We start from the raw sequence: 12810 nt of genomic DNA, 5'->3' as shown, positions 1-12810 counted from the left end.
GCTGTATACAGCTGCTGGGGGCGGGACTTGCGCAGGGGGCGGCACAATCCAGCCTGTCGGCGGCAACTTGAAACGCAGGCCGACCCCCTCAGCCCGTCCGGCGTTTGAGGACGAGGCCGTTCAGGCCGAAGCGGGGGCCTGGGGGCGGCAGCCCCCAGAACCCCCGACGCCCTCAGCCTCTCAACGCCCGGCCCGCTTACCTCGCCTGCTTCCGCTGCGCACCCCGGTGCCGGTAATACACGGCCGAGGACGGATCAAGCGGCTCCTTGCCCAGGATGAGATCCGCCGCCTTCTCCGCGATCATCATCACCGGCGCGTAGATGTTCCCGTTGGTCACGTACGGCATCACCGACGCGTCGACCACCCGCAGCCCCTCCACCCCGTGCACCCGCATACTCCCGGGGTCGACGACGGCCATCTCATCCGTGCCCATCTTGCAGGTGCAGGACGGATGCAGAGCGGTCTCCCCCTCCTTGGCGACCCACGCGAGGATCTCCTCGTCGCTCTCCACGGACGGCCCGGGCGAGATCTCCCCGTCGTTGTACGGGGCGAGCGCGGGCTGGTTGAGGAGCTTGCGGGCGACCCGGATCGACTCGACCCACTCACGCCGGTCCTGTTCCGTGGACAGGTAGTTGAAGCGCAGCGCGGGATGCTCCAGCGGGTCCTTGCTCTTGATCTTCACCGAGCCGATCGCGTCGGAGTACATGGGCCCGACGTGCACCTGGTAACCGTGGCCACCCGCCGGCGACGAGCCGTCGTAGCGGACCGCGATGGGCAGGAAGTGGAACATCAGGTTGGGGTAGTCGACGTCCTCGTTGCTGCGGGCGAAGCCGCCGGCCTCGAAGTGGTTGGTGGCGGCGGGACCCTTACGGAAGAGCCATTGCAGGCCGATGAAGGGAGCGCGCCACTTCGCCATGTACGGCTGCATGGAGACGGGTTGCTTGCAGGCGTACTGGATGTACACCTCCAGGTGGTCCTGCATGTTCTCGCCGACGCCCGGCAGGTCGTGGACGACGTCGATGCCGAGCGCGGTCAGCTCCTCCGCGTTGCCGACGCCCGAAAGCTGAAGCAGCTGGGGGGAGTTGATCGCGCCGCCGCACAGGATGACCTCGCGGGCGCGGACCTGGCGGACCTTGCCGCGGTGCCGGTACTCCACGCCGACGGCCTTCTTGCCCTCGAAGAGGACACGGGTGACCATCGCGCGGGTGGTGACGGTGAGGTTGGGCCGCTTCCGCACGGGCTTCAAGTAGGCCTTGGAAGCGGACAGTCGGCGGCCCCGGCTGACGTTGCGGTCGAAGGGCGCGAAGCCCTCCTGCTGGTAGCCGTTGACGTCGTCGGTACGCGGATAACCCGCCTCCTGCACGGCGTTGAGGAACGCGCCGAACAACGGGTTGGAGGCGGGCCCGCGTTCGAGGACGAGCGGGCCGTCGTGACCGCGGAACTCGTCGTCGGGATCGGCCGCGAGGCAGTTCTCCATCCGCCGGAAGTACGGCAGACAGTGCGCGTAGTCCCAGCTCTCCATGCCGGCGTCGGCGGCCCAGCGCTCGTAGTCCATGGGGTTGCCGCGCTGGAAGATCATGCCGTTGATGCTGCTGGAACCGCCGAGGACCTTGCCGCGGGCGTGGTAGACGCGCCGGTCCCCCATGTGCGGCTCGGGTTCCGACTCGTACTTCCAGTCGTAGAACCGGCTGCCGATGGGATAGGTCAGCGCGGCCGGCATGTGGATGAAGACGTCCCACGGGTAGTCGGGCCGCCCGGCCTCCAGGACCAGCACCTGGTTGCCCGGGTCCGCGGAGAGCCGGTTCGCCAGTGCGCTGCCGGCGGATCCACCGCCGACGATGACGAAGTCGTATTGCAGGGGAGCCATGATCTCTCGTCTCGCTCGCGCCGTAGATACGCGAGGCATGCTAATACGAGTATCGCTATACGCACCAGGTTGCGCGCCACGCAACCTGAGGGCGCAGGTTTCCGCACTGTTTCCCGGCCGGGGCTCCGATTGGCTCCCCGCGTTTCGTCAGATATCGACGAGGCAACCGCACACGCCCGCACGGCAGACCCGGAGCGGTTCAAGGTGTCCACGGTGTCGTCCTGCCCTCCCGCAGAGAACCCTTCGCCCCACGGAGCCGCGCTCGTGAACACCCGCCCGGCCTGCCCGAGGGTGACCGGATACAGTGCGCGAGACGGCAGCCCGGTCAGATAGGGGAAGCGTGACCGACACCAACAACACCCGCCCCGCCGACGGCGAAGTGCGGGCTCCGCGGCGGAGCCGACTGCAGCGCCTGCTGCGCTACCTCCCTCTGATCGCCCCCGTCCTGCTGTGGGCCGTGCCCTGTTGGGTGCTCCTGTACACCGGCCAGCACTGGCCGCTGCCCGTCACCCTGGCCGGTACCGCCCTGTTCGTCCTCGGCCTCGTCGCCATGCCGCTCGCGATGGGGCGCGGCCACGGCCGGCGTCAGCAGGACCGGGCGGCGATCGTCGGAGACACCCTGCTGGGCGCCAGTTGGGTGCTGTTCACCTGGTCCGTGCTGCTCGGCATCCTGCTGCGGCTCGCCCTGACCCTGGCCGGTGTCGGCGACGGCCAGGACCGGGCCCGGATCGTCACCTGGGCCGTCCTCGGCACCACCGCCGTACTGCTCGCCTGGGGATACGCCGAAGCCCGCCGCGTGCCGCGCGTGCGCCGTCTCGATGTCCAACTCCCGCGACTGGGTGCCGGGTTGGACGGCACCCGCGTCGCGCTCATCACCGACACCCACTACGGCCCGCTCGACCGCGCCCGCTGGTCGGAGCGGGTGTGCGAGACGGTGAACACGCTGGAGGCCGACCTGGTCTGCCACACCGGCGACATCGCGGACGGCACGGCCGAACGCCGCCGCGCCCAGGCCGTCCCGCTCGGCACCGTGCGTGCCACCCAGGCCCGGGTGTACGTCACCGGCAATCACGAGTACTACAGCGAGGCCCAGGGCTGGGTCGACCTGATGGGCGAGCTGGGCTGGGAGCCGCTGCGCAACCGCCATCTGCTGCTCGAACGCGGCGGCGACACCCTCGTGGTCGCCGGCGTGGACGACGTCACCGCCGAGTCCTCCGGCCTCGCGGGCCACCGCGCCCACCTCGCCGGAGCCCTGAACGGCGCCGACCCCGACCTGCCCGTCCTGCTCCTCGCCCACCAGCCCAAGTTCATCGACCGGGCGGCGGCCGCCGGCATCGACCTCCAGCTCTCCGGCCACACCCACGGCGGCCAGATCTGGCCCTTCCACCACCTGGTGCGCATCGACCAGCCCGCCCTCGCCGGCCTGAGCCGGCACGGCACCCGCACCCTTCTGTACACCAGCCGCGGCACCGGCTTCTGGGGCCCACCGTTCCGCGTCTTCGCCCCCAGCGAGATCACCTTGCTCGTGCTCCGCTCCCCGCACCCGCCCACCTCGCCGTAGCGCGGCCGGGCCGGCACATCCACTGGGCGCACAACCTGTGCACAGATTCCCCGGAACTCCCGGGAACCCGCAGGTGGACGCGGTATGCCTCCGGCGCATGAACCAGCAGCTACCAGGCGAAAAGACCTGATCAGAGTCCGCATCGTAAACAGGTTGTACCGCACTACGCGTATAGTTTCGCTGTGAGCAACTACAGTCCAGATACTGAAACGACAGGTTCGCAGTCCGGCGGAGTGCAGTCCGTGGACCGTGCCATCAGCGTGCTGGAGATCCTGGCCCAGCGTGGCGAGGCCGGTGTCAGTGAGGTGGCCGGCGAGATCGAGGTTCACAAGTCGACCGCGTTCCGGCTGCTCGGGGCGCTGGAGGCGCGCGGTCTGGTGGAGCAGGCGGGCGAACGCGGCAAGTACCGGCTCGGCTTCGGGATCGTGCGGCTGGCCGGCGCGGTCACCGGGCGCATCGACATCACCCAGCAGGGCCGCCCGGTCTGCGAGCGCCTCGCCGAGGAGATCGGCGAGACCGTCAACATCGCCGTCATGCAGGAGCAGTTCGCGATCAACCTGTACGAGGTCCGCGGCCCCGGCGCCGTCACCGCGCACAACTGGGTAGGAGAACTCACCCCGTTGCACGCCACCTCCAGCGGCAAGGCCCTGCTGGCCCACCTGCCCGCCAAGGAGCGCACCGCGCTGCTGGCGGAGGCCGGCCTGAAGAAGGTGACCCCGCACACCATCACCTCGAAGTCGAAGCTGGAGAAGAACCTCGCCGAGGCCCGGGAGCGCGGATACGCCTGGACGCTGGAGGAGTTGGAGCTCGGACTGCACGCCGTGGCCGCCCCGGTCCGCAACCGCGACGGCGAGGTCGTCGCGGCGGTCAGCGCCTCGGGACCGGCGTACCGGTTCACCGAGGAACGCCTGCACGAACTCGCCCCGGTCCTGGTCAAGGGCGCCGAGGAGATCAGCCACCGCATGGGCTACCTGGGCTGAAACCCCCCTTGGTTCATCCCTGGTTGATCCCCAGGCGCTCGTTCACCCAGTCGTGGAACGCTCCAATGTGGTGCTCGCTCGGCACCAGCACCCCGCCCTTCGCGTACATCCGGGAGCTCATCCCGGGCTGCGTACGCTCGCACGCCTCGAAGTCCTGGCGGTTGACCCGGTCGAAGAGTTCGACGGACCGGCTGACGTCCTTGCCGCTCTCGACGACGTGCGGGAGATAGAGCCAGTCGCACTCGACGATCGTGCGGTCGACGGCCACCGGGTACATCCGGTGGAAGATCACATGGTCGGGGACGAGGTTGATGAACACCTGCGGCTTGATCGTGATCGCGTAGTAGCGGCGGTCCTGGTCGTCGCTCACCCCGGGGATGCGGTCGAGGCCTTCCGAACCGTCGACGGTGAATCCCCGCACCTCCTCGCCGAACTCGGCGCCGTGGCCGACGTAGTACTGCGCGGCGTAGCCGTCGGCGAACTCCGGTAGCACCTCGGTGAGTTCGGGGTGGATCGTGGCGCAGTGGTAGCACTCCATGAAGTTCTCGATGATGAGTTTCCAGTTGGCCCTGACGTCGTAGACGATGCGCCGGCCCACCGAGAGGTGGTCGATGTCGTAGTGGTCGAGGGACTCCACGTCGCCGAGCCGGGTGACGACCTCGCTGATGACGTCCTCGTCGAACGACGGTGGGTTCTCCGCCAGGTTGACCCACACATAGCCGAGCCATTCGCGGACGGCGACACTCACCAGGCCGAACTCGGTGCGGCCGACGTCGGGCATCTTCGTGAGGTTGGGCGCCGCGACGAGCTTGCCGTTCAGGTCGTACGTCCAGGCGTGGTACGGGCATTGGAAGGCGCGTTTGACCTCGCCGGTCTCCTCGGTGCAGAGCTTGGCGCCGCGGTGCCGGCAGACGTTGAAGTAGGCGCGTATCGAGTTGTCGCGGGCGCGTGTGACGAGAATGCTCTCGCGGCCCACGTCCACGGTCCGGAAGGCGCCGGGTTTGGCGAGTTCGGAGGAGCGCACGGCACAGAACCACATCGTCTCGAAGATGCGCTCCTGCTCCTGCTCGAAGATTCCCGGGTCCGTGTAGGAGGAGCCGGGCAGGGTGGCGATCAGGCTGTCCGGCAGACTGGTCGAGGTCACAGAGCACTCCTCGGAGAACGTCGTGGGTCGGTCATTCACACGCCGGGAAGAGCGACTCCGGACGGCGTAGGTGAACGGTGTGCTTACGGGTCAACTCACCGTGGCGGCAAGCTGCTTGCGCCACCGCATGAACAGCCGAGGCTGGTTCATCGCGAGGACGGCGACCGGCTGTCCGGCACACCGGTAGACGGCGAGGAAACTGCGGTCGCCGGTGGCGCCCTCCTCGACGGTCACGCTGTCGGCACCGGCCGCGTGACCGGCGAACTGGATCTTCACGCCGTACTGGTCCGACCAGAAGTACGGCGGTCGCGGCGCCCCCGCCTCCACCGCACCCCACGACAGCAACGCGGCCACAGCGGCTTCGGGCCGCTCCCGCGCCCCGGTCCAGTGCTCCACCCGCCGGTGCGAACCCGCCCGCGGGTCGTACCAGTTGGCGCAGTCTCCTACGGCGACCACGCCGGCGAGGCTGGTCCGGCCGTCGGCGCCGCACTTGACGCCGTTGTCGAGCTCGACGCCCGAACCCTCCAGCCACTCGACGCACGGGCGCGCGCCGACACCGACAACGACCATGTCGGCGGGGACGGTTCGCCCGTCCTCCAGCAGCACGGCGTCGACGCGGGCCTCCCCGCTCAGCCCTTTGACCCCGACACCGCACAACAGCCGTACGCCGTGGGCCTCGTGGAGGGCGGAGACGATTCCGCCCATGGTCTCGCCGAGCGGACCGGCGAGGGGGGTCGGTGCCGCCTCGATCACCGTCACGTCGAGTCCGAGGGCGTATGCCGTGGAGGCGACCTCGGCGCCGATGAATCCGCCGCCGATCACCACCAGCCGTCCGCCCAGGGCGAGTTCGTCGCGCAGGGCGCGGGCGTCGTCCAGGGTGCGCAGGGTGTGCACCCCGGCCAGTCCGTCCGTGCCGGGCAGATTCCGCGCCACCGCGCCGGTCGCGACGACGACACCGTCGGCCCGCACCTCGCACCCGTCGTCGAGGAGCAACACCCGCTCCGCACCGTCGACTTGGAGCCCGACGGCACGGGCACCGAGCAGCCACTCCGCCCGCAGGTCCTCGTCGTCCGTCTCCAGCACGAGATCGTCCTCGGTGACGGTCCCGGCGAGGAACTCCTTGGACAACGGCGGTCTGTCGTAGGGGCGATGGGGTTCGTCGCCGATGACGACGAGCCGTCCGTCGTAGCCCTGTTTCCGCAGCGAGCGCGCCGCCGACAGCCCGGCCAGCGAGGCGCCCACCACGGCCACGGTCCTCACGCGGGGCCTCCGGCGAGCCGGGCCGCGACGCAGGGCGGCAGGTTCGGGGCGTCCGTGGACGGCACGACGTAGATCATGCCGTCCTGGACCAGAACCTCGTGCGTACGCACCGGGCGCTTGGCCGGCGGCGCGTCGACGGCACCGGTCCGCAGGTCGAACTTCGAAGCGTGCAGCGGGCATTCCACCTCGCAGCCCTCCAGCCAGCCGTCCGCGAGCGAGGCGTCCTGGTGGGTGCACGTGTCGTCGATGGCGAAGACCTCGCCGTCGTCGGTGTGGAACACCGAAACCGGCGGATCGATGTCGAGCCGGTAGGCCTCGCCTCGCGGCAGATCCACGAGAAGGCACGCGGGAATCATCATGACACCTCGGTGCGTATAGCGAAACGGATTGCGGTAAGCGCAACGTCAGTTTGAGGGCGGCCCCAAACCGTTGTCAAGGCATTCAGAGGCCACGCGAAGGCCTTACCCAGTGTTGCTTTTCACGCAACATCGCGCGTCATCAGCAACACATGGCAGGGTTCAGAACCCGCGGTCGATCCACTCCTGAAGATGGGGAGCCTCGGCGCCGACGGTCGTCGTGTCCCCGTGTCCGGTGTATACGACGGTGTCCTCCGGCAGGCCGAGCAACCGGTCGCGGATCGAGTCGACGATGGTCGGGAAGTGGGAGTACGACCGCCCCGTGGCCCCCGGCCCGCCGGCGAAGAGCGTGTCCCCGCTGAAGAGGGCGTTCAGAGCGGGCACGTACAGACAGACGGCGCCGGGCGCGTGCCCGGGCGTGTGCAGCACGGTCACCTCGACCCCCGCCACCGCCACGACCTGCCCGTCGACCAGCTCACCGTCGGGCGCCCGGTCCGGGTGGGTCTGCTTCCACAGCGCCAGGTCGTCGGCGTGCAGCAGGACCGGGGCGCCGGTGCGGTCGGCGAGTCGGGGCGCCGCATCGATGTGGTCGTTGTGGGCGTGGGTGCAGATGACGGCGGTGAGCCGACGGTCGCCGACCGCCTCCGCGATGGCGTCGGCGTCGTGCGCGGCGTCGATGACGACGGCCTCGTGGTCGTCACCGATGATCCAGACGTTGTTGTCGACATCCCACGTGCCACCGTCGAGCGTGAACTTCCCTGCCGTGACGAGGTGTTCGATACGGGCGGCCATCACAGCACCACCACCGAACGCAGCACATCGCCGCCGTGCATCCGCTCGAAGGCCTTCTCGACGTCCTCCAGCGCGATGGTCTCCGTGACGAACGCGTCCAGATCCAGCCTCCCTTGGAGATAGAGGTCGATCAGCATCGGGAAGTCGCGTGAGGGCAGGCAGTCGCCGTACCAGGACGACTTGAGCGAACCGCCCCGCCCGAAGACGTCCAGGAGCGGGAGTTCGAGCTTCATCTCGGGGGTCGGCACACCGACGAGGACGACCGTTCCCGCCAAGTCGCGGGCGTAGAAGGCCTGTTTGTACGTCTCCGGGCGCCCGACCGCCTCGATGACGACGTCGGCACCGAAGCCGCCGGTGAGTTCGCGGATGGCCTCGACAGGGTCGCCGGCCTTGGAGTTGACGGTGTGCGTGGCGCCCAGCGAGCGGGCCTTATCCAGCTTGCGGTCATCGATGTCCACGGCGATGATCCGCGCCGCTCCCGCGAGCCGGGACCCGGCGATCGCCGCGTCACCGACACCGCCGCACCCGATAACCGCGACGCTGTCACCGCGCCCGACGTTGCCGGTGTTGATGGCCGCACCGATGCCGGCCATCACGCCGCAGCCCAACAGCCCGGCGGCGGCAGCCGACGCGGCCCGGTCGACCTTGGTGCACTGGCCCGCCGCGACCAGGGTCTTCTCGGCGAAGGCGCCGATACCGAGGGCGGGAGAGAGTTCGGTGCCGTCGAGCAGGGTCATCTTCTGCTTGGCGTTGTGGGTGTTGAAGCAGTACTGCGGCCGACCGCGCCGACAGGCCCGGCAATTCCCGCACACGGCACGCCAGTTGAGGATCACGAAGTCGCCGGGGGCCACATCGGTGACGCCCTCCCCCACCGATTCCACGACGCCCGCGGCCTCGTGCCCGAGCAGGAACGGGAAGTCGTCGTTGATACCGCCCTCGCGGTAGTGCAGATCGGTGTGGCAGACCCCGCACGCCTCGACCTTCACCAGCGCCTCGCCCGGCCCGGGGTCGGGGACGACGATCGTCTCCAGGCTGACGGGGGCACCCTTGCCTCGCGCGACGACAGCACGGACCTGATGCGTCATGGCCACTCCTCCGCTGATAGGAGACCTGAGCAGAACGTTGCTCATTACGGCACGCTTCGCGTGTGCCGCAACACAGCATCACGGAGGGCGGAACGGGGGTCAAGGATTCGGGTCGGCGCACACCGCTGACGTCACCGGCCGCCGAGCCCCCGCAGAAAGGTGTCGACGACCATGTCGGCGGCCAGGGCATCGGTGAGTTCGGGCAGTTGCTGCGAGGCCAGGTGCATGAGCTGCGGCAGCAGTGAACTCGCCCATGCGGCAGGGGTGTCGGCGCGCAGCAGCCCCTCGTCGATGGACCGTTCCAGGAAGGTGTCAACCTCGCGGATCACGGCGTCACGCCGCCCGCGGATCGTCTCGTCGGCCTTCATCCGGGTGAGTTCCACGGACCACTTGCGATTGACGCCGATGATCCCCTCGACGTACCGGTGCAGGGCGACGGCGACGGGGGCCTCGCGCAGCCTGGCGTCCTCGACGGCCCGCTCGATGGCCTCGACGCGGGCCTCGTAGATGGCGGCCAGCAGTTCCTCGCGGGAGGCCCTTTCGGCGGCTACAAGGCCAGCGGAATCGGCCGCGACTACGGGGCAGTTGGGCTCGCGCAGTACGTGGAGTACAAGACCGTCACCCTCACCCCGGCCGTTTCCTAAGCCATCGATGTCCGCGATTTCACGGGGTCGCAGTCGCGGAAGTCACCAGTAGTGCACTCCAGTACGTCGTCGTGCGTCAGCGGGAGTCGGAAGTCGATGGAGATCCGCCAGCCGTCGGGCCGGGGTGTCGCGCTCCGCTTGCCGGGTGCGGCCGGCGAGGCGGGCTTCGGCGCGGGTGAGGGAGTGCGCCAGAGGGCCAGTGCGCCGCAAACGCTGCTGGTCCAGATTTCGCGCCGTGTTCCTCGCGTCAAGCGCTCCCCGCAAACCCCGAGCTCCTGCCCCGTCACGGGCAGACCGGTCCGGGCAGACCGGTCCCGAAAAGTGGATCCAGCGGCACCACCGCACTCCGCCCGGCCCTGCCCATCCGGTCAAATGCCCAGAACCGTACGGGCGGTGAGGAAGTAGATCACCAGTCCCGTGGCATCGACCAGGGTCGTCACCATCGGGGCCGACACCACCGCCGGGTCGATGTGGAGGCGTTTGGCCAGCAGGGGCATGGCGCCACCGACCGTCGCCGCCCAGCCGCAGATGATCACCAGGGTGATGCCGACCACGACGGCGATCCGCGCGCCCACGAACAGCGTGCCCAGCACCATCCCGAGGGTGGCCAGCATCGTGCCCAGCACCACACCCACCCTGCACTCGCGCCAGATGACCGCCGGCAGATCGGAGACGCGCACTTCACCCACGGCCAGCGCCCGTACCGCGGCCGTGGCCGCCTGCGCTCCCGCATTGCCGCCGGTGCCGATCAACAGCGGGATGAACATGGCCAGTTGGGTGACCTTCTCCAGCGTGCTCTCGAAAGCCTCCGTCACGGTCACCGTGAGGGTCGCGGCCAGCAGCAGAAGCAACAGCCACACGACCCGGTACCGCGCCAGCTGCCAGACGGACGCCGCCATGTAGTGCCCCATCCAGGGAGCCGCCCCGGACTGCAGCACGACATCCTCCGTGTCCGCCTCCTCAATGACCTCGACCGCGTCGTCGATGGTGAGCAACCCCACGAGCCGCTCCTCGCTGTCGACGACGGGCAGGGCCAGGGCGTTGGTCTCGCGCATCAGGCGCGCGGCGCCCTCTGCCGAATCGGCCGCGTACGCGCGGGCGGCGCCGGTGACGACGTGGTCCGTGACGTTGTCGTCCGGCGAGCTGAGCACCAGCTCACGCAGGGTGACCACGCCGGTCAGGCGACGTCCGGAGTCCACGACCGGCAGGGTGTAGACGGTCTCGGCGTCCGCCCCCTTGGCCCGGACCCGTTGGAGTGCCTGCCTCACCGTCGACTGTCCGTCGAGAGCGACGACTTCTGGTGTCATGTAGCGGCCGACCGAGCCTTCCGGGTAGCCGAGCAGTGCCGCGGTCACCTGGCGCTCGTGCGTGCTGAGCCCCGCCAGGACCCGCCGGACCACCTTGGCGGGCGCCTCGCGCAGCATGCGCACTCTGTCGTCGGGGTCCAGGTCCTCGATCAGTTCGCGGAACGCCACGTCCCGCAGCCCCATCAGAATGGCCTGTTGATCGACGGGTTCCAGTTCCTCGAACACCGCGATGGCCTGGTCCTTGCCCAGCAGCCGGAACGCGACGACCGCGTCCACGGTGTCCATCCGGGCCAGATCGTCGGCGATCACGTGCGGAGGGCGTCGGCCCAGCAGGTGCTGGGCATCGCGCAGGTCGTGCCGTTCCAGGGCGTCCTTGAGCTCGGTGGGCAGCTCGTCGGGCAGCTGGACAGATGTCATGGCAAGGTCACCTCGGCGGGACGGAGGGAAGGGGCATGCTCTCCTGCTCGAAGGCGCATACCGGGGCCCGTCACCGCCCTGACGAGGTTCAGCCGTGAGCTGTCACGGCCCGTGGGGACGAGGGGCAACGGTGCGCGGGGACTGACTCGGAGGTTCGCTCTGCACGGCGAACCACCTCCTTCTTCCGCTGACGAACGTCCTGGGCCGACAGGCAGATCGTGCGTGCGGCATCCGGCACACGCGAGCCGTACGGCCGATCCGAGGGGTTTCTTCCGTATCGGACGAGTCGCACGAAGGATGCGTGCAGACGATCAGCAAGGCGCCGGGGAGGAGAAGCACTCCCATGTACGGCGACGCCCCGGCGGGGTGCACGGACCCACCGGGGCGGCCTGCGGCCGTCAGGCGTGCTGGACGAGAGCGAAGGTCACGCCCGCCGGGTCCTTGAGTACGGCGACACGTCCGAGGCCGGGCGCCCCGATGGGCCCGGACACGACAGCTCCGCCCAGCGCGACCGCCGCGGCGGATGCGGCGTCCACATCCGCGACACCGAAGTACAGGGTCCAGCCGGCGGCGCCCTCGGACCCGCTCGTGATACCGCCGAACTCCGCGACTCCGCCGACGAAGGTCAGATGAGCCACGGCGCCTCCGGCCGGAGGTACGGCCGCGGTCCAGCCGAAGACCTGGGCGTAGAACGCCTTGGCACCGTCGACGTCCGGTGTGCTCAGTCCGAACCAGGACAGCGCGCCGGGCTCGCGCACGAGTCCGGAACCGGGGTGCTTGTCCGGCTCCCAGGCGCCGAACACCGCGCCGTCCGGGGCCTCGTAGACAGCCGTGCTACCGGCGACCGAAACCTTCGCGGGCGGACTCACCACACGGCCGCCGGCCTCCTCGACGGCCTTGGTCGTCGCGTTGAGGTCGTCCGACATGAAGTAGACGCTCCAGCCGGCCGAGTGCTCCTGCCCTTCCCTGAGCTTGACCGCGCCCACGATCTTCTCTCCCCGCAGCGCGAAGTTCACGTATCCGCTGGGTAGTTCGAGGGCTTCCCAGCCCAGAAGGGCGCTGTAGAAGGTGCGGGCGGAGGCGACGTCGGGGGTGTCGAGATCCGCCCAGCAGGGTGCACCGGCAGGGTGACGAGTGATCTTCATCGGTTCTCCTCGGGTCACAACGATCGATCTTCACCCAGAGTGGCTGTGCCGCAGGCCAGGGCTCCAGTCAGCGCGGTCAACTCGCTTGTTCCTTCCATTCGTTGAGCCGTCCGCGTCGAATTCGTCCACCTCGCGACCGTCCAGTGCGTCCAGGACGGCTTGGGTGACCTCTTCAGGGGTGCGGCCGTCGGTGGGGACGACGGCCTGCGCGACCTCGGCATACAAGTGCCGCCTGGCTTCCATCAGTTCGCG

At 69.3% G+C, this 12810-nt stretch carries 10 protein-coding genes and 3 pseudogenes; 3 read left to right on the top strand and 10 right to left on the bottom strand.

Annotated features, from left to right (window positions below; all coding sequences use genetic code 11):
* Window positions 1-196: 196 nt before the first annotated feature.
* Window positions 197-1867: a choline dehydrogenase gene (betA, locus tag AC31A1_RS33785; RefSeq protein WP_489656960.1), complete on the bottom strand. Its 1671-nt coding sequence runs from the start codon at window positions 1865-1867 to the stop codon at window positions 197-199.
* A gap of 340 nt (window positions 1868-2207) precedes the next feature.
* On the opposite strand from betA, the gene AC31A1_RS33780 reads away from it, so the two are divergent.
* Both AC31A1_RS33780 and AC31A1_RS33775 read left to right on the top strand, forming a co-directional pair.
* Window positions 2208-3428, top strand: coding sequence for a metallophosphoesterase (locus AC31A1_RS33780; RefSeq protein ID WP_489656959.1), 1221 nt, complete (start codon window positions 2208-2210; stop codon window positions 3426-3428).
* A 233-nt stretch (window positions 3429-3661) separates the two neighbouring features.
* The gene (locus tag AC31A1_RS33775) at window positions 3662-4408 is read left to right on the top strand and encodes an IclR family transcriptional regulator (RefSeq protein ID WP_489656961.1); all 747 of its coding nucleotides are present in this window, start codon (window positions 3662-3664) and stop codon (window positions 4406-4408) included.
* Window positions 4409-4421: 13 nt separating this feature from the next.
* Here AC31A1_RS33775 and AC31A1_RS33770 read toward each other — a convergent pair whose 3' ends face one another.
* The 6 genes and pseudogenes from AC31A1_RS33770 to AC31A1_RS33745 form a co-directional block, all read right to left on the bottom strand.
* Window positions 4422-5552: an aromatic ring-hydroxylating oxygenase subunit alpha gene (locus AC31A1_RS33770; protein WP_489656958.1), complete on the bottom strand. Its 1131-nt coding sequence runs from the start codon at window positions 5550-5552 to the stop codon at window positions 4422-4424.
* A gap of 90 nt (window positions 5553-5642) precedes the next feature.
* Window positions 5643-6812, bottom strand: a complete 1170-nt coding sequence (locus tag AC31A1_RS33765) for an NAD(P)/FAD-dependent oxidoreductase (RefSeq protein ID WP_489656957.1) — start codon at window positions 6810-6812, stop codon at window positions 5643-5645.
* Window positions 6809-7171: a bifunctional 3-phenylpropionate/cinnamic acid dioxygenase ferredoxin subunit gene (locus AC31A1_RS33760; RefSeq protein ID WP_266766476.1), complete on the bottom strand. Its 363-nt coding sequence runs from the start codon at window positions 7169-7171 to the stop codon at window positions 6809-6811. Before AC31A1_RS33760 ends, AC31A1_RS33765 begins: the two co-directional genes overlap by 4 nt.
* Before the next feature lie 159 nt (window positions 7172-7330).
* Window positions 7331-7960: an MBL fold metallo-hydrolase gene (locus AC31A1_RS33755; RefSeq protein WP_489656956.1), complete on the bottom strand. Its 630-nt coding sequence runs from the start codon at window positions 7958-7960 to the stop codon at window positions 7331-7333.
* Window positions 7960-9045 (bottom strand): S-(hydroxymethyl)mycothiol dehydrogenase, encoded by a 1086-nt coding sequence (locus AC31A1_RS33750; RefSeq protein ID WP_489656955.1) that lies wholly within the window; start codon window positions 9043-9045, stop codon window positions 7960-7962. Before AC31A1_RS33750 ends, AC31A1_RS33755 begins: the two co-directional genes overlap by 1 nt.
* A gap of 131 nt (window positions 9046-9176) precedes the next feature.
* Window positions 9177-9581 (bottom strand): annotated as a pseudogene (locus tag AC31A1_RS33745) (TetR family transcriptional regulator); the annotation flags it as partial.
* Between AC31A1_RS33745 and AC31A1_RS33740 the strand changes: the two are divergent.
* A pseudogene (locus AC31A1_RS33740) lies at window positions 9579-9689 on the top strand (aldehyde dehydrogenase family protein); the annotation flags it as partial. The pseudogenes AC31A1_RS33745 and AC31A1_RS33740 overlap by 3 nt on opposite strands.
* Before the next feature lie 368 nt (window positions 9690-10057).
* Here AC31A1_RS33740 and mgtE read toward each other — a convergent pair.
* From mgtE to AC31A1_RS33725, 3 genes and pseudogenes are all read right to left on the bottom strand, one after another.
* The gene (mgtE, locus tag AC31A1_RS33735) at window positions 10058-11413 is read right to left on the bottom strand and encodes a magnesium transporter (RefSeq protein ID WP_489656954.1); all 1356 of its coding nucleotides are present in this window, start codon (window positions 11411-11413) and stop codon (window positions 10058-10060) included.
* A 398-nt stretch (window positions 11414-11811) separates the two neighbouring features.
* Window positions 11812-12558, bottom strand: a complete 747-nt coding sequence (locus AC31A1_RS33730) for a VOC family protein (RefSeq protein ID WP_489656953.1) — start codon at window positions 12556-12558, stop codon at window positions 11812-11814.
* Between the two features lie 30 nt (window positions 12559-12588).
* Window positions 12589-12810: pseudogene (locus AC31A1_RS33725) on the bottom strand (hypothetical protein); the annotation flags it as partial.

Source organism: Streptomyces sp. P5F9 (genome assembly GCF_057961495.1).
Note: the sequence above shows the minus strand (reverse complement) of the source record. Positions and strands in the feature narration are given on the sequence as shown.